This window comes from Streptomyces sp. NPDC051133 (assembly GCF_040682635.1).
Classification (GTDB): domain Bacteria; phylum Actinomycetota; class Actinomycetes; order Streptomycetales; family Streptomycetaceae; genus Streptomyces.
In genome coordinates this window covers 26,630-50,782 of the sequence record NZ_JBFBBK010000046.1, presented here as the reverse complement: position 1 = coordinate 50,782, position 24,153 = coordinate 26,630, and the positions used below count along the sequence as shown (strand labels likewise).

The window sequence follows — 24,153 nt, the reverse complement described above, 5'->3', positions numbered from 1 at the left end:
CGTGGATCACAGCCGTGCGGCTCACGACAGGGGCCGCACGAGGGCGATGAGGAGGGCGACGTCGTCGTGGTCTGCGGGGTGCCGGAGCTGCCGGAGGAGCCGCTCGCAGCCTTCCTCCACCGTGCTGTACGGCGGTGTCAGCAGACGCAGAAGGTCTGCCAGGCGCTCGTCGATGGGGTCGTTGCGGGTCTCGACCAGCCCGTCGGTGTAGAGGACCAGTTGGTCACCGGGTTCCAGGTCGAGGGTGGTGGTCTCGAAGGGCACGCCGCCGACGCCGAGCGGTGTGCCCGTGGGCAGGTCGAGCAGTTCCGGTGACTTGCCGGCCCGCACCAGCACCGGGGGCAGGTGACCGGCGGACGCCAGGTGCAGTCGGGCGCGGTGGGGGTCGTAGACCGCGTACACGCACGTCGCGATGTAGGGGTCCAGCCCGCGGGTGATCTTGTCGAGGTGAGTGAGGATCCGGGCCGGGTCGAGGTCGAGGTCGGCGAGGGTCGAGGTGGCGGTGCGCAGCCGGCCCATCGCGGTCGCGGCCGGAATGCCGCTGCCCATGACGTCGCCCACCGTGAGGGCGGTGCGGTCGCCGTCCAGGGGGATCACGTCGTACCAGTCGCCGCCGACCTCGCTGAAGGCCTGCGCGGGCCGGTACCGGGCGGCGACCTCCAGCCCGGGGTGGCGGGGCGGAAGCTTCGGCAGCAGGCTGCGCTGGAGGGTCTCGGCGGCGCTGCGGATGTGGTGGTGCAGGACGGCGTTGTCGATGCTCAGCGCGGCGGACGAGGCCAGCTCGCAGGCGAGGGTGAGGTCGTCCTCGTCGAACGGCGCGGGGTTGCGGGCGCGGGCCAGGCCCATGACGCCGATGATCTGTTCACGGGCGATGAGCGGGACCGCCAGATCGGTGTGGACTCCGGCCCGGGCGAGCAGGCGGGCGGCTTCCGGGTCGGCGGCGATGCGCTCGTGGTCGCCGCTGTCCAGGTGGGTGATCAGGTGGGGCTTGCGGGTGCGGATGCAGTGGGCCGCCGGGTGGTCGGCGTGGTAGGTGGTGAGCCGGCCGGGCGGCACGATCGCCCGGGCGGCGTCCGTGGGGTACGCGGTCTTCACCGCCAGGGCGCGGAACAGCGCGGGGCCCTCGCCGAGCTCCGGGCGGCCCTTCTGCAGGACGGAGTCGAGGAGGTCCACCGCGACCATGTCGGCCAGGTCGGGCACGATGACGTCGGCCAGTTCCTGCGCGGTCCGCTCCACCTCGAGGGTGGTGCCGATCCTGGCCGAGCCGGTGGCCATCAGACGCAGGCGCTGTTGTGCCTGGTCGGCCTTCTTGGCAGCCCGGTAACGGTCGGTGACGTCGACCACCACGTTGGCGATGCCCAGCACGCTCCCGTGGTGGTCCTCCAGACGGTAGATCGACACCGCCCAGGCGTGCTCGTTGTCGGGGTCGGCGCTGGTGCGGCCGACGACCTGCAGATCCACCACGGGGGCGCCCGAGGCCAGGACCTTGCGCATCACGGTCTCCGCGTCCCGGAACGACCCACCGGGCAGGATCTCGCGGAAGCCGCGGCCCACGTGGTCGGCCTCGGGGATGCCGTGCATGCCCGCCAGGGCCGGGTTGATGGCCAGATAGCGCAGGTCGGTGTCCAGGACGGACAGCCCGATCGGCGCCTGGGTGACCAGCCGGGTGGACAGGGCCAGACCGCGCTCCATCTCCTGCAGCGTGGAACGGTCCGCGGCCAGCCCGAGCGCGTAGTGATCACCCAGGTTGTCCGTCAGCCGCATGTTGCGGAACTCGACCAGCCGGCTGCTGCCGTCCTTGTGCCGGATGGGGAACGCCCCGGCCCAGCCCCGGCCGGTCTCCATCACCTCGGCGAACAGCATGATCGCCGCGTCCCGGTGGTCGGGATGCAGCAGCAGCGGTGCCGCGTACTGGCCGACCGCCTCGCCGCGGGCGTAACCGAACAGCTCCTCGGCCTGCGGGCTCCACATGTCGATGCGGCCGTCGGCCTCCAGCAGCACCGCGGCGACGCCCAGCAGATCCATCAGCGCACTGGGGTCCGCCGCGGCGTTCCGCGCACGGCCCGACCGCTCCGGGCGCCGCTCCGCTCGGCTCATCGCGCTCGCTCCTTCCGGCTGCCGCTCGCACCGGCCGGCAGGCACCTCACCCCCAGATCAGGTGGGACGGTCTTCCCGCAGGTCAGCAGTCTCATCCACGATGCTGCACGGTCTCCGGGGCGGCCAGGGGACGCGCCGGGGAGAGTGCCCCGACCGAAGTCGATCCCCGCGTCCCGGGCCATCAGCCACCTGATCCATGGTGTGCTCACCTCGCTCGTCCGGCCATCCCTTCACGACTACCCCTCGACTACCCCTCCCCGGCGCAGACGGTCCTAGGTAACCGCATCACCCGGTCGGGCGCATGCCCCGGCCGGACGGTCGGCGAGGTGGTGAAGCCGGTGGCCACGGCGTCGGCCCGGGTGGGCGGGATCGCCTTCAGTCCGTGGTGCGAGCGTCCAGCAGGCCGGTGACCTGCGAGCGGACGACGTCCCATGCCGGGGCCGGGAGATCGCCGAGGGCCGTGCCGGTCAGTGCGTGCAGGGTCTCCTCGGCGTCGGTGCCCCGGGCGGCGCTGCCGCCGAGCACGTCGTAGCCGTCCCGCACGGCGACCCGCAGGCGGTGGCCGCCGGCGTCTGCGTGCAGCGCCGAGGCGACCACGAGGGGCGGCGGGCCGCCCGCCTCACCGGCCAGTTTCCGGTAGGCGCAGGCCACCGGCTCGCGCCAGCGCAGGCTGAGCAGCAGGGGACGCTTGGCCACGAGCTCGGCCAGGTCCGTCTCATGGACGCCGTCGGACTCCAGCACCGTCGCCCGGGCGTCGAGGACGAGCGCCGCGGGCAGCAGGCAGCGCAGTGTGCTGCCGACGAGGTTGCCCCCGACCGTAGCCGTCCGCCGCACGGCGCCGGTGCCGATCGTGGCGGCGGCCTGCCGGAGCACGTCCGGTGCCCGGCCGTCGATGCGCTGCAGCACCACCGCGGCGCCCACGGTCTCCCGCCCCAGGAGGTTGGCCTCGGGCAACTGGCGCAGGGACATGGCCAGTTCAGGGAATCCGTCCCGCTGCCAGGTGGCCCACACGAGCGTCGCTCCGCCGATCGGCACGGCCCCCTCGGCCAGACACTCCCGCGCTTCGGAGACGGATGTGGGCAGACGCAACAGCACGGCGACCGACCTGCCTTCCTGAGAAGTCGGAGAAGGGCGGCGGGTGATGCTTTGGCCACCGGCCCGTCGGCAGGCAGTCTTCTCGTCGGGGCGGGGGCGCGTACAGGGCTCACACGGGCACGCGCGTCCGAGGAAGCCCGCCGCGTACGGCGCGCTCGCGGAGGGAGCGCGGATCAGGTGACGCCGGGGGCCCCGCCGGCGTCCTGATCGGCGCGGTCCGCCGCGTCCGGCAGGTAACTCGCCAGGCCGCGCAGTATGATCTCCAGCCCGATGTCGAACCTCTGGTCGGAGGAGTCCGACACCATCAGCCCGGCCAGGGCGCGAAGGTGGGGGAAGTCGCCCGCGGGCAGCGACGCGAAGTAGTTCTGCATCTCGTCGGCCATCTCGCGCCAGTCGGGGCGGGCCAGGGATGAGCCGTCACCGCCGTGCTGGGCGGCCCGGTCCTGCCACATGCCCTCCTCCAGGACGAACCCGTCGATGTACGTGGAGATGAGGTCGCCGGCCTCCGCCGCGATGCGGTCGGGCAGTCCCGCGGTACGGAAGACGGCGAGCAACGCCTCGACGTGCGGCAGCAGTTCGGCGGTGAAGGGGACATGGGCCATGGAGATCCTGGCCATGTCCCGGTGGGACAGCAGGCGCCGCCGCCCGGAGCGGGCGTAGTCGCGCACCTGCTCCTGCCACCGCCCGGGGTCCGGCTCGGGCATCTCGAAGCCGTCGAAGAGCCGGGTGTACATCAGCTCCAATAGGTCATCCTTGGAGCTGACGTGCGCGTAGAGGGCGGAGACCGTGACCCCCAGTTCGGCCGCCACCTGGCGCATCGAGAGCCCGTCGAGCCCCTGGCGGTCGAGCACGGTGAAGGCGGCCTCGACGACCCGCTCCCGGGACAGGGGTGTTCGCGCCGGGGCCACACGGGCGCGCCCGGGGCGCTCGCGCTCCCAGGGGGACGGCGGAGGGGATGCCGGGGTGTCGGGGGCCGCGTCGTTCATGGGAACAGTCTAGGTGCTGGGAGAACAGTGTTCTCCCTGGGTGAGCGCCGTTCAGGCTCCCCTTTTCCACAGAACGCGATATATCTTGTCTGCTCTCGCTTGAATGCGCTATATCTTAATGAACGCCGTTCTCTCGGTGAGCACTGTTCTGCTAAGGTGAACAGCGTTCACCCGATCCAGTACGTGTCCTTGAGTCATCCGTCCACCGCGCCCACGGGTCACCCCCGCGGCGCGGCCTCCGTACGAGGAGTTCCGATGTCCACCACCGGTGTCGCGTCCACCGAGACGCCCACCGACTCGCCAGCGCCCTACCGGTGGCGCTGGGCTGCGCTCTTCGTGATCCTCGCGGCCGAGGTGATGGATCTCCTCGACGCCGTCGTCACGAACATCGCCGGCCCCTCCATGCGGGCCGACCTCGGAGGCGGCGCCTCCACCCTGCAGTGGCTCGCCGCCGCGTACACCCTGTCGATGGCCGTCGGCCTCGTCACCGGCGGGCGGCTCGGGGACATCCACGGGCGCCGCCGGATGTTCCTGGTGGGGGCCGCCGGCTTCACCGTGGGTTCGCTGCTGTGCGCGATATCCGTCTCCCCCGAGATGCTGATCACCGCACGTGTCGTCCAGGGGCTCTTCGGCGCGGTGATGCTGCCGCAGGGCCTCGGCATGATCAAGGAGATGTTCCCGCCGCAGGAGTCGCAGAAGGCCTTCGGCATGTTCGGCCCGGTCATGGGTCTGTCCGCGGTCTGCGGACCGATCCTGGCGGGCTGGCTCGTCGACGCCGACTACTTCGGCACCGGCTGGCGGATGATCTTCCTGATCAACCTGCCCCTGGGTGCCGCCGCCATCCTCGGTGCCCTGCGCTATCTGCCGAAGGGTCTGTCCGGCAGCAAACCGCGCCTCGACATCCCCGGAATGATCCTGGTCTCACTGGCCGCGCTGCTCATCATCTTCCCGCTGGTCCAGGGCCGTGAGTACGACTGGCCCGCATGGACGTTCGCGATGATGGCCGCCTCGGTGATCGTCTTCGTCACCTTCGCCCGGTACGAGTCGCGCCGCAGCAGGGCCGGCCAGGACCCGCTGGTCGTCCCCAGCCTCTTCCGCAAGCGGGGATTCAGCGGCGGCATGACCCTCGGGCTGGTCTTCTTCTCGACCATGCAGGGCTTCATGCTGGTCTTCAACCTCTACACCCAGATCGGCCTCGGCTATTCGCCGCTCAAGGCGGGCCTGGTGATGGTGCCCTGGTCGGGCGGCATGATCGTCGGCTTCGGGATCGCTCAGGGTGTCGCCCGGTTCGGACGGGCGGTGCTGCAGGCGGGCACGCTGGTCATGGCGGTCGGCGTCTTCGGTGTGTGGCTGACCCTCGACATGGCGGGAGCCGGCGTCGGCCCCTGGCAGCTCGTGCCGTCCCTGCTCGTCACCGGCATCGGCATGGGCCTGCTCATGGCACCGTTCTTCGACATCGTGCTCGCCAGTGTCGAGCAGCACGAGACGGGCTCGGCGTCGGGCACGATGACCGCGATACAGCAGCTCGGCGGCGCCTTCGGCGTGGCCCTCCTCGGCACCGTGTTCTTCGGCCTGCTGGGCGGCGGGATCGCCACCGCCGTCGACCACCACGCGGGCGGCCTGCGGGAGCAGTTGACCGCCGCGCACGTCCCACCCGCCGCTCAGGACCGCGTCGTGGCGGACCTGCGGAAGTGCACCTCGGACCGCGCCGTCGCCAAGGATCCCGCCGCGACCCCGGCGTCCTGCACGCGCCTGGAGAAGGACACCCGGTCCGTGGTGACCTCGCCCCAGGCCGGTGCCCGGATACCCGGCGCGCTGCAGGCCACCGCGTCGTCGGCCTTCCAGAGCGGTTTCGGCTCCGTCATGAAGATGGTGCTGTGGATCGTCGACGGCATGCTCGGCCTGACCTTCCTGCTGTCCTTCCTCCTGCCGCGCCACGCCCGCCCCGAGGGGTCCGCCGGACACTGAGGACCAGCCGCACGGACACCGCGGGACGGGACGGCCGGGCAGCCCCGAAGAGGGGGTGCCCGGCCGTCCCGTTCCCCACGCGGCCGTGGTATACCGGCCTCTGACCGCCCGTCGGCCGCCGAATCCGTATAGTTGCGCCATGAGCAACTACACCGCAGACGGCGAAACAGCGGCGCCCGCGGTGGGCGGTGTGCAGTCCGTCGACCGTGCCGTGAGCGTCCTCGAGATCCTCGCCCGGCGCGGTGAGGCGGGTGTCAGCGAGGTCGCCGCCGAGATCGACGTCCACAAGTCGACCGCGTTCCGCCTGCTCGGCGCTCTGGAGGCGCGGGGTCTGGTCGAGCAGGCGGGCGACCGGGGCAAGTACCGGCTCGGCTTCGGCATCGTCCGCCTGGCCGGCGCGGTCACGGGCCGGCTCGACGTCACGCAGCAGGGCCGGGCGGTGTGCGAGCGGCTCAGCGAGGAGATCGGCGAGACGGTCAACATCGCCGTCCTGCAGGAGCATTACGCCGTCAACCTCCACCAGGTGCGCGGCCCGGGCGCGGTCGGCACGCACAACTGGGTCGGACAGCTCACCCCGGTGCACGCCACGTCCAGCGGCAAGATCCTGCTGGCCCACCTGCCGGCGAAGGAGCGCGCCGGGGTGCTCGCGGCGTCCGGGCTGCGGAAGCTGACGCCGCACACGCTGACCGCGAGGGCCGGGCTGGAGAAGGACCTCACCGAGGCGCGGGAGCGCGGGTACGCGGTGACGCTGGAGGAACTCGAGATCGGGCTGCACGCGATGGCGGCTCCGATCCGTTCCCGTGACGGCGAGGTCATCGCCGCGATCAGCGCCTCCGGCCCCGCGTACCGCTTCACCGAGGAGCGCATCCACGAACTCGCTCCCCTGCTGCTCAAGGGGGCGGAGGAGATCAGCCACCGGATGGGTTACCTGGGCTGAGCCCCGCCCGGTCGGTCACCGGCGTGCGCACCGGCCGGCGACCGGCATCCCCTCGCGCCCCCGCGACCTCACCCGCGCAGCCGGGACATCGCCGGGTCGAACAGCGGCTCCTCCGCCACGACCGCCTCGACGCGCCGGTCGAAGTAGCCGATGTGCACGGTGGTGCCGGGGACGGCCAGCTCCGCCGGCAGCCAGGCGTAGGCGATGCCCTTGCCGATCGTGTAGCCGTACGCGGCGCTGGTGACGTAGCCGACGGCACGATCGCCGTCGTACACCGGCTCCTTGCCCATGACCACCGACCGGGGGTCGTCGATGGTGAGGCAGGTCAGCCTGCGCCGTACGGCGGCCTTGCGCCGCTCCAGCGCGGCCTTGCCGATGAAGTCGGCCTTGTCGAGCCTGACGGCGAAGCCGACGCCGGCCTCGTAGGGGTCGTGCTCGTAGGTCATGTCGGTGCCGAAGGAGCGGTAGCCCTTCTCCAGGCGGAGGCTGTTGAAGGCGCCGCGGCCGGCGATGATGCCGCCCAGCGGCTCGGCGGCGGCCCAGAGGGTGTCCCAGAGCTTCTGGCCCAGGTCGGCGGTGGTGTACAGCTCCCAGCCGAGTTCGCCGACGTACGACAGGCGCATCGCGGTGACCGGGACGGAGCCGATGTGGGCGCGCCTGGCGCGGAAGTACTTCAGGCCGTCGGCCGAGAAGTCGTCGTCCGTGAGGGGCTGCAGGACCTCGCGGGCGAGCGGGCCCCACAGGCCGATGCAGCAGGTGCCGGGCGTGACGTCACGGACCTGCACACGGCCGTCGGCGGGCAGGTGGCGGATGAACCAGTCGAGGTCCAGGTTGCCGTTGGCGCCGACCTGGAAGTGGTCGCGGGCGAGGCGGGCGACGGTGATGTCGCTGCGGATGCCGCCGTCGTGGTCCAGGAGCAGCGTGTACGTCACCGAGCCGACGGACTTGGCGACCTTGCCGGTGACGAGGCCCTCCAGGAAGTCGGCGGCACCGGGGCCGGTCACCTCCAGGCGCTTGAGGGCCGTCATGTCGTACATCGCGACGGTCTCGCGGGTGACCTGGGCCTCGGCGCCGACGACGGGCGACCAGTACCGTGCGGCCCAGTCGTTCGGGGTGGGGATGGTGCGGCCCTCGACGAGCGGCGCGTTGGCCTCGTACCACTGGGGGCGCTCCCAGCCGTTCGCCTCCAGGAAGAACGCGCCGTGTCGCTGCTGACGGGCGTGGAAGGGGCTGGTGCGGATCGGGCGGGGCTCACCCGAGGGCTGGAGGGGGTGGAGGATGTCGTAGACCTCGGCGAAGTTGCGGCAGTCGCGGGCCAGGACGTACTCCGGGGCGAGTTGGTGCGGCTCGAAGCGGTTGACGTCGCACTCGTGCAGGTCGAACGAGGTGCAGTGGCCGTCGACCAGCCATTCGGCGACGGCCCTGCCGACGCCCGCGGAGTGGGTGACCCACACGGCCTCCGCGACCCAGAAGCCCTTGACGTCCGGGGACTCGCCCAGCAGGGGGTAGCCGTCGGTGGTGAAGGAGAACAGGCCGTTGATGCCCTCCTCGACCTTGGCCTCGCGGGTCGCCGGGAGCAGGGCCTGGGTCTCGGTCCAGGCCTCCTCGAAGTCCTCCTCGGTGAACTTCAGGACCGAGGGCATTCCCTCCGCCTCGTCCACCGCGAGGATGTCGTCGGCGGAGACGGGCATGGGACGGTGGCCGTAGGAGCCGATGCCGAGGCCGTCGTAGCGGTCGCGGTAGTACAGGTCGGCGTCCTGGTGGCGCAGGATCGGGCGGACCGCCTCCTCGGTCTGGCCGGCGAGGGCGGGGACCGGGCCGGTCCAGGCGAGCTGGTGGGCGAGCGGGGTGAGCGGCAGGTTCATGCCGACCATGCGGGCGATCCTCGGGCCCCAGATGCCGGCGCAGCACACGACGATGTCGGCGGGGATCTCGCCCCGGTCGGTCAGGACGCCGGTCACCCGGCCCTCGCTCTGCCGGACGTCGAGGACTTCGTGGCGGGCCAGGAAGCGCACGCCGCGCCCGGTGGCCCGGCGGATCTGCGCCTCGACGGCGAGGACGGCCTTGGCGAGGCCGTCGGTGGGCACGTGGAGCCCGCCGAGGACCTTGTCGCGGTCGACCAGCGGGTGCCGCTGCACGCACTCGTCGGGGGTCAGCAGGCGCGACTCGATGCCCCAGGCGGTGATCCAGCCGTGGCGGCGGTGCAGTTCGTCGAGGCGTTCGGGGGTCGTCGCCACCTCCAGGCCTCCGACCTGGAGGAAGCAGGGCTCGCCGTCGACGTCGAGGGAGCAGAACTTCTCGACGGTGTAGCGGGCCAGCTCGGTCATGGTCTTGGAGTGGTTCGTCTGGAAGACCAGGCCCGGGGCGTGCGAGGAGGATCCCCCGGTGGCCGGGAGGGGGCCCTGGTCGACCACGGTCACTTCGGTCCAGCCGCGTGCGGAGATCTCGTCCGCGAGGGCCGCTCCCACGACGCCCGCTCCGATGATGACCACTCGGGGTCCCGCCATCGCCCAACCTCCGAACTTCGCACGGTCACGTTGCCCGTTGCGCAACTTGATTCGGGTTGCGCAACTCAATGTGCCCCCCGTGGGAGGGGGTGTCAAGGGGGGCCGTGACGTCGGAGAACGCCCCGGAAAACCTGCCTGGGGACGGCAACGCCCGGCGGGCGGCGCGCACCTGGAACGCACCGCCCGCCGGGCGTGTTCGGCCTGCTGGGGCCCGGTTACTTCAGCCAGGCCTCGACCTGGTCGCGGTGGGCGTCGACCCACTTCTTCGCGGCCGCGTCGTCGGACATCTTGTCCACCGCGATGTACCTGGCCACGGTGTTCTGGTCGTCGTTGGTCCAGTGGAAGTTCTTCACCAGCCGGTACGCCGGGCTGCCCGACTTGGCGAACCGCGCGCTGACGATCTTGTCCAGGTCGTAGACGGGATAGTCACAGGCGATCTTGGCCGCGTCGGCGTCGCAGCCCGTCCTGTACGCCGGCAGGCCGACCTTGACCAGCGGCACCTCCGACATGAACCACTGCGGCTCGTAGAAGTAGCCGATCACCCACTGCTTGTTCTTCTCGGCGGTCCGGTACGCCTGGATGAGCGCGGTCTCGCTGCCCGCGTACACCACCTTGAAGTCCAGCTTCAGATTCTTCACCAGGGCCGCGTCGTTGGTGACGTAGGACGGGTCGCCGTCGAGCAGTTGGCCCTTGCCGCCCGACTCGGACGTCTTGAACTTGTCCGCGTACTTGTTGAGGTTCTTCCAGTCGGTGATGTCGGGATGGGCCTTGGCCAGCCACGGCGGCACGAACCATCCGATGACGCCCTTGTTGCCGGTGGAGCCCGCCTCCACGGCGGTCTTCTGTCCGGTGATGTACTTCTTCTTCAGATCGTCGTGGCCCCAGTTCTCCAGGACGGCGTCGACCTCACCGGTGCCGAAGCCCTGCCAGGCGATCTCCTCCTTCAGGTCCTTCTTGCTCACCGTGCAGCCGAGGTCGTGCTGGGCGACGTACGCGACCACCGCCGCGTCCGCCTGGTAGCCCACCCACGGGTTGACGGCCAGATTGAAGGTTCCGCACTTGCCGCTCGAGCCCTTGGAGCCCGCCGACGAGGTGTCGCCGACCTTCGCCCCCGCGCACGCCGTGAGGGTGAGGCCGAGAGCGGCCAGGCCGGCCGCGCCGGCTCGCCAGTGTCTTGCCATGGTGTCGTGCTCCTTATGCCCTGGTGCGTCGGGCCGCAGCCTGAGTGATCCGGTCGAACATGACTCCGAGCAGTACGATGGCGAGTCCCGCCGCCAGCCCCTTGCCGTACAACTCTCCCTGCGAGAACCCGGCCACGACGTCGTAGCCGAGGGCGCCGGCCCCTACCAGGCCGCCCACCACAACCATCGACAGCACGTAGATCAGACCCTGGTTGGTCGCGAGCGTCAGGGCGCCGCGTGCCATCGGCAGCTGGACCTTGGTGATGATCTGCCAGGTGTTGCACCCGGCCGAGGTGGCCGCCTCCACGGTGGTCTCGGGCACGGTCCGCACCCCGTCCGCGATGATCTTGATCGCGACGGGGGCGGCGTAGACGACGGCCGCGACGATCGCGGTGAAGCGCGTGGCGCCGAAGAGGGCCAGGAACGGCACGAGATAGACGAACGGCGGCATGACCTGGGCCGCGTCCAGGGTGGGGCGCACCAGCCGGTCGACGAGCGCGCTGCGTCCCATCCACACGCCGAAGACCACGCCGAGCAGCATCACCAGCACCGTCGCCACGGCGGTGGAGGCGAGGGTCGTCATGCTGTCCGACCACAGGCCCGTGCCGACGAGCAGGCCGACGCACACCGCTGCCGTCACCGCGGCCCACCGGCCGCCGAGCACCGCGCCGAGCGCGACCAGGGTGACGCCGACGAGCCACCACGGGGATTCGGTGAGCAGCGTCTGGAACGGGTTGAGCAGACCGTTGGTGAGGGCGTCCCGCAGGGCGTTGGTCAGGCCCGAGAGGTGGTCCTGCAGCCAGGTGGTCGTGGTGTCGGCGGCGCTCGCGATGTGGCTGCCGGTGCTGCCGTTGCCGGGGAACTCGGCCGCCCAGACGTAGGTGTGGGACAGGTAGACCAGGACGGCGGCGCCGATCCCGCCCGCCACCACCAGCGGGCGGCGCCATGTGCGGAGCCGGCCGCCCGTGCGGCGGGCGCTCTCGGTGCGTACGGCCGCGGCCGTGGTGACCCGGTCGAGCACGATGGCCATGACGACGATGGCGAGGCCCGCGTTGAAGGCGGTACCGACGTCGAGCGACTGCAGGGCCTGTACGACGGTCTTGCCGAGGCCGGGCGCGTCGATCAGGGCGGCGATGGTCACCATGGCCAGGGCGGCCATGATGGTCTGGTTGACGCCCATGACCACCGTCCGCCTGGACATCGGCAGCAGCACCTTCAGCAGTTGCTGCGACCGTGTCGCGCCGAGCGAGTCCGCCGCCTCGACGGTGGTCCCGGGGACGGAGCGGATGGCGTGCGCGGTGATGCGGATGGCGGGCGGTGCCGCGTAGATGACCGTGGTGATCACGGCGGAGGCGCCGCCGATGAGGAAGATCAGGGTCAGCGGGGCGAGGTAGACGAAGGTCGGCATCGTCTGCATGAAGTCCAGCAAGGGCGTCATGAACCGGTTGAACCGGTCGGAGAGACCGGCCCACACGCCGAGCGGGATGCCGATGAGCAGTGCCACGGCGACGGCCGACAGGGTCAGCGCCAGCGTGTCCATGCTCTCCTGCCACAGGCCCTGCAGCCCGAAGAAGGTGAAGCCGGCCACGGCCAGCAGGGCGACGCGCCAGTTGCCCACGGCCCAGGAGACGTACCCGGTGAGTCCGACGACGCCGAGCCAGCCGATCTGTGGGACCGGACGGCTGCCGGCGGGCTGGGAGATCAGGGACTGGACGAACGCGACCAGGTTGTCGATCGCCAGGCGGATCTCGTTGAAGAAGTACAGGAAGAGCGGGTTGGAGTTGCGGCCCGCTCCGATGCTGTCGTTGAGGTCGTTCAGCCGGTGGTGCAGTCCGGTGAGGTCGGCCGCCGCGAGGGTCAGCGTCTGCCGGCCGCGCAGCACGGCGAAGAGCACCAGCCAGGCGAGCAGGACGCCCGCCACCGCCATGGGGCGGCTGATCCGCTCGCGCAGGGGTGCGACCGGTGCGGTCGCGTCGGCGGCGACGGCCATCACGCACCGCCTTCCCGCCCGGCGACCACGGAGAGGATCTCCTCGTCGCCGACGATGCCCAGCAGCTTGCCGTTCTCGACGACCTTGACCGGCTTCTCTGCGGCCAGCACGGCGCGCGTGGCCTCCCGCACCACGACGTCCGGGCCGAGTTCGGGGCCGTCGAGCGCGTCACCGGGCGCGGCGGGGCGCATGATCCAGCGCAGGGTGAGGACGTCTCCGCGCGGCACGTCCTTCACGAAGTCCCGTACGTAGTCGTCGGCGGGGGCGCCGACCAGTTCGTCGCCGGTGCCGCACTGGACCGTCCTGCCGTCCCGCATGATCAGGATGCGGTCGCCCAGCTTCAGCGCCTCGGAGAGGTCGTGGGTGATGAACACCATGGTCTTGCCGACCTCGTGGTGCAGGCGGACGACCTCGCTCTGCATGTCACGGCGGATCAGCGGGTCGAGCGCGGAGAACGGCTCGTCGAAGAAGAGAACGTCGGGGTCGCCGGCCAGGGCGCGGGCGAGGCCGACGCGCTGCTGCATGCCGCCGGAGAGCTGGTCGGGGTAGGAGTTCTCGTACCCGGCGAGTCCCACCAGTTCGACGATCTCCAGGGCCTTCCTGGTCCGTTCGGCCTTGCCCAGGCCCCGTATCTCCAGGCCGAAGGCGACATTGTCGACGACCTTTCGGTGCGGCAGCAGGCCGAAGTGCTGGAAGACCATGGAGAACTTGCTGCGCCGCAGCTCGCGCAGCCGCCTGGGGTCGGCGCCGCGGATGTCCTCGCCCTCGAACACGACTTCTCCGGCGGTGGGTTCGATCAGCCGGGTCAGACATCGCACCAGGGTGGACTTGCCGGAGCCGGACAGACCCATGACGACGAAGACCTCGCCGGGCGACACGTCGAAGCTCACGTCGCGGACGGCGGCGGTGCAGCCGGTGCGGTCCATGAGCTCGCGGCGGGTCAGCCCGCACAGTTCCTCGGATTCCGGCACCTGGTCCGCCTTCGGCCCGAACACCTTCCACAGCCGGCGCACGGAGATGACCGGGGTGCGTCGCTCGGGGTCCTTGGACGTGTCGCGCCGCTGCGACACCTCGGTCTGTGCTGGGGTCACCGTCGACCTCTTTTCGGCGTTCAGCCGCGGAACCAGCGCTGCGGCCGGGGTTGGATGTTCTGCCAGACATGCTTGGGCTCGCGGTACTCGTCGAGGCCGGCCGGCCCCAGCTCGCGGCCCACGCCCGAGTGTCCGAAGCCACCCCATTCCGCCTGCGGCACATAGGGGTGGTAGTCGTTGATCCAGACGGTGCCGTGGCGCAGCCCGCGCGCGACCCGCTGGGCCTTGCCGGCGTCCTGGGTCCAGACGGCTCCGGCGAGTCCGTACTCCGTGTCGTTGGCGATGCGGATCGCGTCGGCCTCGTCGCGAAAGCGCTCGACGGTGAGCACGGGCCCGAAGGACTCCTCGTGCACCACGCGCATGTCCTGCCGGCACTCGTCGAGGACGGTGGGCGGGTAGTAGAAGCCGCCGGCCAGCGCGGGGTCGTCGGGACGGGCGCCGCCGCAGCGCAGTACGGCGCCCTCGGCGAGGCCCGCCGCGACGTACGCCTCGACCTTCTCCCGGTGCTGAGCGGAGATCAGCGCCCCGGTCTCGGCCTCGGGGTCGAAGGGGCCGCCGAGCCGGATGAGCCGGGCGCGGCGTACGACCTCGTCCACGAAGGCGTCGTGCAGCCGGTCCTCCACGATCAGCCGGGCGCCGGCCGAGCAGACCTGCCCCGAGTGCAGGAAGACCGCGGTGAGCGCGAAGTCCACGGCGGTCTCGAAGTCGGCGTCGGCGAAGACGACGTTGGGGTTCTTGCCGCCGAGTTCCAGGGCGACCTTCTTCACCGTCGCGGCGGCGGACGCCATGATGCGCCGGCCGGTGTCCAGGCCTCCGGTGAACGACACCATGTCGACGGCCGGGTCCTGTGCCAGCGGGGCGCCCGCCTCGGCCCCGGCGCCCAGGACGAGGTTGGCGGCGCCTGCCGGGAGTCCCGCCTCCTCCAGGGCCTTCATCAGCAGGATCGAGGTGGAGGGCGTCAGCTCGCTGGGCTTGAGGACCACGGTGTTCCCCGCGAGCAGAGCCGGGGCGACCTTCCAGGAGGCTTGCAGGAGCGGGTAGTTCCAGGGGGTGATCAGACCGCAGACGCCGACGGGTTCGTAGGTGACCCGGCTGAGGGCGTCGTCACGGCCGGTGTCGATCACGCGCCCGGCGCTGGTGCCGGCGATGCCGCCGTAGTAGCGGAAGCAGGAGACGACGTCGGCGATGTCGTACTCGCTCTCGACCAGCCGCTTGCCGGTGTCCAGCGACTCGGCGCGGGCGAACTCCTTGGCGTCGCGCTCGATGAGGCCGGCGGTGCGCAGCAGCAGGGCACCGCGCTCGCGCTCGGGGGTGTGCGGCCAGGGGCCCTCGTCGAAGGCGCGCCGGGCGGCGGCGATCGCCGCCTCGGTGTCGGCCCGGGTCCCTTCGGACACGGTCGCCACCGTGGTGCCGTCGGCGGGGCAGCGGATCTCGCGGTGGCCTCCGGCCACCGCCTCGCGCCATTCACCGTCGATGTACAGGTCTGCCACGGCGGAGCCCTTCGCCTCTTCGTTGCGCATTGCGCATCGAATTGCTTGTGGGGGAACCCTGGCCGAAGGGCCGACGTCCGTCAAGGGGTCCCGCGCTTTTCACACGGGGCGAGCGTTCCGCTCTTGACCGTCGGCCACCACGGGCCCATCGGGTTGCACATTGCTCATACGGTTGCGTCACACACATCGGCGGCCGCCCTCACCACGGCCGCTCCGCGGGCCTACCCGGCCTGCTTCTGGGCGTCGCGGTGCCGGTAGTACGCGGCCTTGGAGGGCGCGAGCGGTTCCCTGCCGAGGATGAGGTCGGCCGCCTTCTCGGCGATCATCATCACGGGCGCGTAGATGTTGCCGTTGGTGACGTACGGCATCACCGACGCGTCCACCACGCGCAGCCCGTCCAGCCCGTGCACCCGCAGGGTCAGCGGATCCACGACGGCCGTCTCGTCCGTGCCCATCTTGCAGGTGCACGACGGGTGCAGGGCGGTCTCGCCCTCCTTGGCCACCCAGGCGAGGATCTCCTCGTCGGTCTCGACGGAGGGGCCGGGCGAGGTCTCGCCGCCGTTGTAGGCGCCGAGCGCGGGCTGAGCGAGGATCCGCCGGGCCACCCGGATCGCCTCGACCCACTCGCGGCGGTCCTGCTGCGTGGAGAGGTAGTTGAAGCGCAGGGCGGGGTGCACCCGCGGATCCCTGCTCTTGATCTTCACCGAGCCGAGGGCGTCCGAGTACATGGGCCCCACGTGCACCTGGTAGCCGTGGCCGCCGGCCGGCGAGGAGCCGTCGTAGCGGACCGCGACCGGCAGGAAGTGGAACATCAGGTTGGGGTACTCCACGTCGTCGTTGCTGCGCGCGAAGCCGCCCGCCTCGAAGTGGTTGGTGGCCGCGGGCCCCTTCCTGAACAGCCACTGCAGCCCGATGAAGGGAGCACGCCACTTCGCCATGTACGGCTGCATGGAGACGGGCTGCTTGCAGGCGTACTGGACGTAGACCTCCAGATGGTCCTGCATGTTCTCACCGACGCCCGGCAGGTCGTGGACGACGTCCACGCCCAGGGCGGACAGCTCGGCGGCGTTGCCGACGCCGGAGAGCTGGAGCAGCTGCGGGGAGTTGATCGCGCCGCCGCACAGGATGACCTCACCGGCGCGGACCTGCTGGGGTGCGCCGTTGCCGCGCCGGTACTCGACGCCGACGGCCCGCTTGCCCTCGAAGAGCACCCGCGTGACGAGGGCACGCGTCCTCACCGTGAGGTTCGGCCGCTTCATCGCGGGCTTGAGGTAGGCCTTGGCGGCCGACAGCCGGCGCCCGCGGTGGACGTTGCGGTCGAACTTGGCGAAGCCTTCCTGCCGGTAGCCGTTGACGTCGTCCGTGGGGGCGTAGCCCGCCTCCTGCGTGGCCTTGAGGAAGGCGTCGAAGAGCGGGTTGGTGGCCGGGCCGCGTTCCAGGACGAGCGGTCCGTCGTGGCCGCGGAACTCGTCGTCGGGGTCGGCCGCGAGACAGTTCTCCATGCGCCGGAAGTACGGCAGGCAGTGGGCGTAGTCCCAGGTCTCCATGCCGGGGTCGGCGGCCCAGCGCTCGTAGTCCATGGGGTTGCCGCGCTGGAAGATCATGCCGTTGATGCTGCTGGAGCCGCCGAGCACCTTGCCGCGGGCGTGGTAGACGCGCCGGCCGCCCATGTGGGGCTCGGGCTCGGACTCGTACTTCCAGTCGTAGAAGCGGTTCCCGATGGGATAGGTCAGCGCCGCGGGCATGTGGATGAACACGTCCCAGGGGTAGTCGGAGCGGCCCGCCTCCAGCACGAGCACCCGGTTGCCGGGGTCGGCCGAGAGCCGGTTCGCCAGTGCGCTGCCGGCTGATCCACCGCCGACGATGACGAAGTCGTACTGCTGGGAAGCCATGGTGCCTCGTCTCAGCTCGCGCCGTCGAAGTGCGACGCATGCTAGTACGGGTATCGCTATGCGCACCAGGTTGCGAGCAACGCAACTTGGAGGCTCTTTGGTCTCCGTCACACTACTTGCAGCCGTGTTGTTTACCGCGCGTATAGTTTCGTTATGAGCAACTACAGTCCGGATACCGAAACGACCGGCTCCCACTCCGGCGGGGTGCAGTCCGTCGACCGGGCCATCAGCGTCCTCGAGATCCTGGCCCAGCGCGGCGAGGCGGGCGTGAGCGAGGTGGCCGCCGAGATCGACGTGCACAAGTCGACCGCGTTCCGACTGCTCGGCGCCCTGGAGGCGCGTGGCCTGGTGGAGCAGTCGGGCGAGCGGGGGAAGTACCGGCTCGGATTCGGCATCGTGCGCCTGGCGGGCGCCGTCACGGGCCGCATCGACATCACCCAGCAGGGGCGCCCGGTGTGCGAGCGGCTGGCCGAGGAGATCGGCGAGACGGTCAACATCGCCGTGATGCAGGAGCACTACGCGATCAACCTCTACCAGGTGCGCGGCCCCGGCGCGATCACCGCGCACAACTGGGTCGGCCAGCTGACCCCGCTGCACGCCACCTCCAGCGGCAAGATCCTGCTGGCCCACCTGCCCACCAAGGAGCGCTCCGCGCTGCTGACGGAGACGGGCCTGAAGAAGGTGACCCCCCGCACGATCGCCTCGAAGGCGAAGCTGGAGAAGAACCTCGCCGAGGCCCGGGAGCGCGGCTACTCCTGGACCCTGGAGGAGCTGGAGATCGGGCTGCACGCCATGGCCGCACCGATCCGGGACCGGGACGGCCGGGTCGTCGCGTCGATCAGCGCCTCCGGGCCCTCGTACCGGTTCACCGAGGAGCGCATGCACGAGCTGGCTCCGGTGCTCGTCAAGGGCGCGGAGGAGATCAGCCACCGCATGGGACACCTGGGCTGATCCGACGAAGCGCCCGGGTGTTACCGCGGCTGCCGCGCCCCGAGGCGCTCGTGCACCCAGTCGTGGAAGGCTCCGATGTGGTGCTCGCTGGGGACGAGGACCCCGCCCTTGGCGTACAGCCGGGAACCCATGCCGGGCTGCGTGCGCTCGCAGGCGTCGAAGTCCTGGCGGTTGACCCGGTCGAACAGCTCAACGGACCGGCTGACGTCCTTGCCGCCGGCCACGACGTGCGGCAGATAGAGCCAGTCGCACTCGACGACCGTGCGGTCGGCGGCGACCGGGTACATCCGGTGGAAGATCACGTGGTCGGGCACCAGGTTGATGAAGACCTGCGGCTTGACGGTGATCGCGTAGTAGCGGCGGTCCTGGCCCTCGGAGACTCCCGGGATCCGGTCCAGGCCCTCGGAGCCGTCCACGGTGAAGCCCTGGACCTGCGCACCGAACTCGGCGCCGTGGCCGACGTAGTACTGGGCCGCGTAGCCGTCGGCGAACTCCGGCAGCACTTCGGTGAGTTCGGGGTGGATCGTAGCGCAGTGGTAGCACTCCATGAAGTTCTCGATGATGAGCTTCCAGTTCGCCCTGACGTCGTAGACGATGCGCCGGCCCACCGAGAGGTTGTCGATGCCGTAGCGCTCGATCGACTCCACGTCGCCGAGGCGCTCCACCACCGCGCCGATGACGTCCTCCTCGAAGGAGGGCGGGTGCTCCGCCAGGCACACCCAGACATAACCGAGCCACTCACGGACGGCCACGCTCACCAGGCCGTACTCGGTGCGGCCGACGTCGGGCATCCTGGTGAGGTTGGGGGCCGCGACCAGCTTGCCGTCGAGGTCGTAGGTCCAGGCGTGGTACGGGCACTGGAAGGCGCGCCTGACCTCGCCGCTCCCGGCGGTGCAGAGCCTGGCACCGCGGTGCCGGCAGACGTTGAAGTACGCGCGGATCGAGTGGTCGCGGGCGCGGGTGACGAGGATGCTCTCGCGGCCCACGTCCACGGTGCGGAAGGCGCCTGGCTTGGGCAGGTCCGCGGCGCGCGCGACACAGAACCACATCGCCTCGAAGATGCGCTCCTGCTCCTGGGCGAACAGGCCGGGGTCCGTGTAGGCGGAGCCGGGGAGGGTGGCGATCAGGCTGTCCGGCAGGCTGGTCGAGGTCACGGGTGCACTCCTCGGGAAACGTCGTGGATCAACAGGTCACGCGCCGGGAAGAGCGACTTCGGACGGCGTTGTTCGATGCTCGGGTGTGCGGATGTCCGGGTGCCCGGGTGTCCGGATGCTCGGGTGTCCGGATGCTCGGGTGTCCGGATGCTCGGATGCGCGGCTCTCAGGACGCGGCGGCGGCGAACTCCTTGCGCCGGCGTGTGAACAGCCGCGGCTGGTTCATCCCGAGCACCGCGACCGGACGGCCGGCCCGCCGGTAGACGGCCAGGAAGCTGCGGTCGTCGGTGGAGCCTTCCTCGACCGTCACGCTGTCGGCGCCGGCCGCGTGGCCGACGAACTGGATCTTCACTCCGTACTGGTCGGACCAGAAGTAGGGAGGCCGGGGCGCGGCCGGTTCCGTCGCGCCGTACGCGAGCAGCGTGGCCACGGCGAGGTCGGGCCGTTCCAGCGCGCCGGTCCAGTGCTCCACCCGGCGGTGGCGTCCGATGCGGGGGTCGTACCAGTTGGCGCAGTCGCCGACGGCGACCACCCCGGTCACCCCGGTACGGCCGTCGGAGCCGCACTTCACGCCGTCGTCGAGCGCGACGCCGGACCCCTCCAGCCACTCGACACAGGGGCGCGCCCCGACGCCGACCACGACGATGTCGGCGGGAAGGCTGCGGCCGTCCTCCAGCAGGACGGCGTCCACCCGGCGCTCCCCGCTCAGCCCCTTCACCCCCACTCCGCACCGCAGCCGTACCCCGTGGTCGGCGTGGAGGGCGGAGACGATCCCGCCCATGGTCTCGCCGAGCGGTCCGGCCAGCGGGGTCGGTGCCGCCTCGACCACGGTGACGTCGAGACCGAGGGCGTACGCCGTGGAGGCGACCTCGGCGCCGATGAACCCACCGCCGATCACCACCAGCCGTCCGCCCCGGGCGAGTTCGTCGCGCAGGGCTCGCGCGTCGTCCAGGGTGCGCAGCACGTGGAGTCCCGCCAGGCCCTCGGTGCCGGGCAGCGTGCGGGGCGTGGCTCCGGTCGCGACGACCACGCCGTCGGCGCGGACCTCCCGCCCGTCGGAGAGCCGGATCGCCCGCCGGCCGCGGTCGAGTCCGGTGGCGCGGACGCCGAGCACCCACTCCGCCCGCAGCTCCTCGTCGTCCCGCTCCAGCGCAAGGTCCGCTTCGCCGATGGCACCGGCCAGGAACTCCTTGGACAACGGCGGCCGGTCGTAAGGGCGGTGGTGCTCGTCGCCGATGACGACCAGCCGGCCGTCGTACCCCCGCTGCCGCAGCGAGCGCGCGGCCGACAGACCGGCCAGCGACGCGCCCACCACGGCGACGGTCCTCACGCGGGGCCTCCGGCCAGGCGGGCGGCGACGCACGGCGGCAGGTTGGGCGCCTCGGTGGACGGGCGCACGTAGATCATGCCGTCCTCCACGACGACCTCGTGGGTGCGGACCGGGAGCCTGGCCGGCGGTGCGTCCACGGCTCCGGTCCTCAGGGAGAACTTCGAGGCGTGGAGCGGGCATTCGACCTCGCAGCCCTCCAGCCAGCCGTCCGCGAGCGAGGCGTCCTGGTGGGTGCAGGTGTCGTCGATCGCGAAGAGCTCGCCGTCATCGGTGTGGAAGACCGAGACCGGCGGGTCGATGTCGAGCCGATGGGCCTCGCCTCGCGGCAGATCCGCGAGACGGCACGCGGGAATCATCATGACACCTCGGTGCGTATAGCGAAACGGATTGCGATGAACGCAACGCCAGTCTGCGGGCCGCTCTGAACCGCTGTCAAGGCGTGCGGAGGGCGGGTTGCGCGGGGTGCGACCGCGGATTTCCGGGCACGCCGAGGCGGCTGTGAAAACGCAGGTCAGCTGGTGGAACGGGAGGGGCTCGGGGGGCGACGACGGCCCTGCCGCCGATGCCGTCCAGGGGTACGTCGACGGGGCAGGGCCGCTTCGCGCGCGAGGTGCCTTCATGGGGCCGCTTCACACGGGCTGCTGTGCGCGGGGCCGTCCGCCGTGCGGTCAGAAGCCGCGGTCGATCCACTCCTGGAGGTGCGGCGCCTCCGCGCCGATGGTGGTGGTCTCGCCGTGGCCGGTGTGTACGACGGTGCCGGCCGGCAGGGCGAGGAGGCGGTCCCGGATGGAGGCGATGAGGGTGGGGAAGTCGCTGTACGACCGTCCCGTCGCCCCCGGTCCGCCGGAGAACAGGGTGTCGCCGCTGAAGAGGGCGCCGAGGCCGGGGGCGTGCAGACAGACCGCTCCGGGCGCGTGCCCCGGGGTGTGCAGCACGGTCAGCTCGGTGCCCGCGACCGGGATGCGCTGTCCGTCGGTCAGTTCGCCGTCGGGCGCCCTGCCGGGATGGGTCTGTTTCCACAGCGGCAGATCGCCGGGGTGCAGCAGGACCGGGGCGCCGGTCCGGGCGGCGAGCTCGGGCGCGGCGTCGATGTGGTCGTTGTGCGCGTGGGTGCACACGATCGCGCGCAGGGTGCGTCCGCCGAGGGCCCGGTGGATCGCGTCGGCGTCGTGGGCGGCGTCGACGACGACCGCCTCGTCGTCGTCCCCCACGATCCACACGTTGTTGTCGACGGCCCAGGTGCCGCCGTCGAGGGTGAACTCACCGGAGGTGACGAGGTGGTCGATGCGCGCGCCGGCCATCAGAAGACCACCACCGAGCGCAGCACATCACCGTGGTGCATGCGCTCGAAGGCCTTCTCCACCTCGGCGGGCGCTATGGTCTCGGTGACGAAGGCGTCCAGGTCGAGGCGGCCCTGCAGATAGAGGTCGACGAGCATCGGGAAGTCGCGGGAGGGCAGGCAGTCCCCGTACCAGGACGACTTCAGCGCGCCGCCCCGGCCGAAGACGTCCAGCAGCGGCAGCTCCAGCTTCATCTCCGGGGTCGGTACGCCGACCAGCACCACGGTCCCGGCGAGATCGCGGGCGTAGAAGGCCTGCCGGTAGGTCTCCGGACGGCCGACCGCCTCGATGACCACGTCGGCGCCGAAACCGCCGGTCAGCTCGCGCACGGCGTCGACCGCGTCCGTCTCCCGGGAGTTGACCGTGTGCGTCGCGCCCAGCCGCGCCGCGGTGGCCAGTTTGCGGTCGTCGATGTCGACGGCGATGACCTTCGCCGCGCCCGCCAGCTTCGCACCGACGATCGCCGCGTCCCCCACACCGCCGCAGCCGATCACGGCCACACTGTCCCCGCGCCCGACGTCGCCGGTGTTGATCGCCGCGCCGATCCCCGCCATCACGCCGCACCCCAGCAGTCCGGCGGCGGCCGGCGACGCGGCCCGGTCCACCTTGGTGCACTGCCCGGCCGCCACCAGCGTCTTCTCGGCGAAGGCACCGATGCCCAGGGCCGGCGAGAGCTCCGTGCCGTCGGTCAGGGTCATCCGCTGCGTGGCGTTGTGCGTGGCGAAGCAGTACCAGGGCCGTCCCCGCAGACAGGCCCGGCACTGCCCGCACACCGCGCGCCAGTTCAGGATCACGAAGTCACCGGGTGCCACGTCGGTGACCCCGTCGCCCACCGCCTCGACCACACCGGCCGCCTCGTGCCCCAGCAGGAAGGGGAAGTCGTCGCTGATGCCGCCCTCGCGGTAGTGCAGATCGGTGTGGCAGACGCCGCAGGCCTCGATCTTGACCAGCGCCTCGCCCGGACCGGGGTCGGGCACGACGATGGTCTCCAGACTGACGGGGGCGCCCTTGCTCCGCGCGACGACAGCACTGACCTGCTGGGACATGGCCACTCCTCGGCTGACAGCGGGACGAGATGTTGCCTAATGCGGCACGCATCTCATGTTTCGCAACACAGCATCGCGGAGCGCGCAGCGGCGGTCAAGGATCCGTCAGGCCATCCGATTTCCGTATGTCGACGGGGGTGACTCCCCTGTCGGCGCTGGTGCTGCCCCCACCAACGCACCGCCTGCCCGGGCCGCGTCGACCGGGTGGTCCTGGACGAAGTGGTGGATCCCGGCCGTTACGGGCCGAGGCTGTTGCGGAGCGCCGAGGAGGCCAACCGGCACGCTCTGCGCGACTGGGCCGCCGCCCACCACGCGGCCTACGGTCTCGGCCGCACCCGTGGCGCGGTACTGGCGACCGTGAACGCACTCCAGGCGGCCGCGGCACACGCACCTCTGTGGACCCGCCGCGCGAGCGGCCGACAAGGATCTGCGGCGACCTGCCGGCCCTGCTCGTGAACGCCACCGGTGATCCGCGCACCGTCTACGGCGGCGCCGCAGCGGTCCGCCGCCACTGGCCCAGTTCCCGCCTGGTCACCCTGCGCGGCGCGGACCAGCATGCGGTGGACGGCGTCTTCGGCAACTCCTGCGTGGATTGCCGCCGTCAACGCCTGCCTCGCCGGCGGGCGCCCACCGGCGAGGGACGTCACCTGCTCGGCGGGGCGGTTCAGTGAACCGTCACGTTGAACACCGGGGAGGCCGTCGCGCTGCTGACGACGCGCAGGTCGTTCTTGCCCTTCAGCCCGAGCTTGACGCCGAGCGAGTACGAGCCGTCGCGCTTGACGGGCGTGGACGCGGGCAGGGTGACCCACTTGCCGTGCTGCTTCTGCTGCAGGGTCACGGTGCTGCCCGCCTTGAGGCCGGTGGTCCTGCCCGTGACCCGGAACAGCTGCCAGGCGCGGACCGAGGTCACCGACGGCGTGGCGGTGATGCCGGCCTTGGCGGGCTGGGCCCGGTGCGCGGCCCCGACGTGGGACGCGGTGTGCGCGGCCGGGGTGGCGGCCATCGCGGTGCCCGCGAGGGCGAGGGAGGTGGCGCCGAGGACACCGACGACGGCGGTGCGCAGGGAACGCCGCTTCAAGACCATCATTGATATGCCCC

18 protein-coding genes and 1 pseudogene are annotated in these 24,153 nt (G+C 71.3%); 4 read left to right on the top strand and 15 right to left on the bottom strand.

Annotated features, from left to right (window positions below; all coding sequences use genetic code 11):
- Positions 1-21 precede the first annotated feature (21 nt).
- From AB0N17_RS34665 to AB0N17_RS34655, 3 genes are all read right to left on the bottom strand, one after another.
- Positions 22-2,097, bottom strand: a complete 2,076-nt coding sequence (locus tag AB0N17_RS34665; protein WP_366015593.1) for a SpoIIE family protein phosphatase — start codon at positions 2,095-2,097, stop codon at positions 22-24.
- A gap of 375 nt (positions 2,098-2,472) precedes the next feature.
- On the bottom strand, positions 2,473-3,192 hold the full coding sequence (locus AB0N17_RS34660) for an FAD binding domain-containing protein (RefSeq protein ID WP_366015592.1): 720 nt from the start codon (positions 3,190-3,192) through the stop codon (positions 2,473-2,475).
- A 173-nt stretch (positions 3,193-3,365) separates the two neighbouring features.
- Positions 3,366-4,178 (bottom strand): TetR/AcrR family transcriptional regulator, encoded by an 813-nt coding sequence (locus AB0N17_RS34655; RefSeq protein WP_366015591.1) that lies wholly within the window; start codon positions 4,176-4,178, stop codon positions 3,366-3,368.
- A 255-nt stretch (positions 4,179-4,433) separates the two neighbouring features.
- Between AB0N17_RS34655 and AB0N17_RS34650 the strand changes: the two genes are divergently transcribed.
- Entirely contained in the window at positions 4,434-6,146 is a 1,713-nt protein-coding gene (locus AB0N17_RS34650) for an MFS transporter (RefSeq protein WP_366015590.1), read from the top strand.
- 139 nt (positions 6,147-6,285) lie between these two features.
- On the top strand, positions 6,286-7,083 hold the full coding sequence (locus AB0N17_RS34645) for an IclR family transcriptional regulator (RefSeq protein WP_366015589.1): 798 nt from the start codon (positions 6,286-6,288) through the stop codon (positions 7,081-7,083).
- 68 nt (positions 7,084-7,151) lie between these two features.
- Here AB0N17_RS34645 and AB0N17_RS34640 read toward each other — a convergent pair whose 3' ends face one another.
- From AB0N17_RS34640 to betA, 6 genes are all read right to left on the bottom strand, one after another.
- A complete protein-coding gene (locus tag AB0N17_RS34640; protein ID WP_366015588.1) occupies positions 7,152-9,590 on the bottom strand; it encodes an FAD-dependent oxidoreductase in 2,439 nt (812 codons plus the stop codon).
- A 215-nt stretch (positions 9,591-9,805) separates the two neighbouring features.
- The gene (locus AB0N17_RS34635; protein WP_366015587.1) at positions 9,806-10,771 is read right to left on the bottom strand and encodes an ABC transporter substrate-binding protein; all 966 of its coding nucleotides are present in this window, start codon (positions 10,769-10,771) and stop codon (positions 9,806-9,808) included.
- A 13-nt stretch (positions 10,772-10,784) separates the two neighbouring features.
- Complete coding sequence (locus AB0N17_RS34630) at positions 10,785-12,761, bottom strand: ABC transporter permease subunit (protein WP_366015586.1); 1,977 nt, start codon at positions 12,759-12,761, stop codon at positions 10,785-10,787.
- The gene (locus AB0N17_RS34625; protein WP_366015585.1) at positions 12,761-13,852 is read right to left on the bottom strand and encodes a glycine betaine/L-proline ABC transporter ATP-binding protein; all 1,092 of its coding nucleotides are present in this window, start codon (positions 13,850-13,852) and stop codon (positions 12,761-12,763) included. The genes AB0N17_RS34630 and AB0N17_RS34625 overlap by 1 nt, the downstream gene beginning before the upstream one ends.
- Before the next feature lie 20 nt (positions 13,853-13,872).
- Entirely contained in the window at positions 13,873-15,342 is a 1,470-nt protein-coding gene (locus tag AB0N17_RS34620) for an aldehyde dehydrogenase family protein (RefSeq protein ID WP_366015609.1), read from the bottom strand.
- 221 nt (positions 15,343-15,563) lie between these two features.
- Positions 15,564-17,234 carry a choline dehydrogenase gene (betA, locus tag AB0N17_RS34615; protein ID WP_366015584.1) on the bottom strand — a complete coding sequence of 557 codons (1,671 nt, stop codon included), beginning with the start codon at positions 17,232-17,234 and terminating at the stop codon, positions 15,564-15,566.
- Between the two features lie 153 nt (positions 17,235-17,387).
- Between betA and AB0N17_RS34610 the strand changes: the two genes are divergently transcribed.
- Positions 17,388-18,185: an IclR family transcriptional regulator gene (locus AB0N17_RS34610; protein WP_366015583.1), complete on the top strand. Its 798-nt coding sequence runs from the start codon at positions 17,388-17,390 to the stop codon at positions 18,183-18,185.
- 20 nt (positions 18,186-18,205) lie between these two features.
- Here the strand turns inward: AB0N17_RS34610 and AB0N17_RS34605 are convergent, their stop codons facing one another.
- The 5 genes from AB0N17_RS34605 to AB0N17_RS34585 all read right to left on the bottom strand — a co-directional run bounded on the left by AB0N17_RS34605 (position 18,206) and on the right by AB0N17_RS34585 (position 23,055).
- Positions 18,206-19,339: an aromatic ring-hydroxylating dioxygenase subunit alpha gene (locus AB0N17_RS34605; RefSeq protein ID WP_366015582.1), complete on the bottom strand. Its 1,134-nt coding sequence runs from the start codon at positions 19,337-19,339 to the stop codon at positions 18,206-18,208.
- A 166-nt stretch (positions 19,340-19,505) separates the two neighbouring features.
- A complete protein-coding gene (locus tag AB0N17_RS34600; RefSeq protein WP_366015581.1) occupies positions 19,506-20,669 on the bottom strand; it encodes an FAD-dependent oxidoreductase in 1,164 nt (387 codons plus the stop codon).
- Positions 20,666-21,028 carry a bifunctional 3-phenylpropionate/cinnamic acid dioxygenase ferredoxin subunit gene (locus AB0N17_RS34595; RefSeq protein WP_366015580.1) on the bottom strand — a complete coding sequence of 121 codons (363 nt, stop codon included), beginning with the start codon at positions 21,026-21,028 and terminating at the stop codon, positions 20,666-20,668. The genes AB0N17_RS34600 and AB0N17_RS34595 overlap by 4 nt, the downstream gene beginning before the upstream one ends.
- 309 nt (positions 21,029-21,337) lie before the next feature.
- Complete coding sequence (locus tag AB0N17_RS34590) at positions 21,338-21,970, bottom strand: MBL fold metallo-hydrolase (RefSeq protein ID WP_366015579.1); 633 nt, start codon at positions 21,968-21,970, stop codon at positions 21,338-21,340.
- Positions 21,970-23,055: an S-(hydroxymethyl)mycothiol dehydrogenase gene (locus AB0N17_RS34585; RefSeq protein WP_366015578.1), complete on the bottom strand. Its 1,086-nt coding sequence runs from the start codon at positions 23,053-23,055 to the stop codon at positions 21,970-21,972. The genes AB0N17_RS34590 and AB0N17_RS34585 overlap by 1 nt, the downstream gene beginning before the upstream one ends.
- Before the next feature lie 186 nt (positions 23,056-23,241).
- Between AB0N17_RS34585 and AB0N17_RS34580 the strand changes: the two are divergent.
- A pseudogene (locus tag AB0N17_RS34580) lies at positions 23,242-23,739 on the top strand (alpha/beta hydrolase); the annotation flags it as partial.
- Here the strand turns inward: AB0N17_RS34580 and AB0N17_RS34575 are convergent.
- The gene (locus tag AB0N17_RS34575) at positions 23,720-24,142 is read right to left on the bottom strand and encodes a hypothetical protein (protein ID WP_366015577.1); all 423 of its coding nucleotides are present in this window, start codon (positions 24,140-24,142) and stop codon (positions 23,720-23,722) included. The pseudogene AB0N17_RS34580 and the gene AB0N17_RS34575 overlap by 20 nt on opposite strands.
- Positions 24,143-24,153 lie beyond the last annotated feature (11 nt).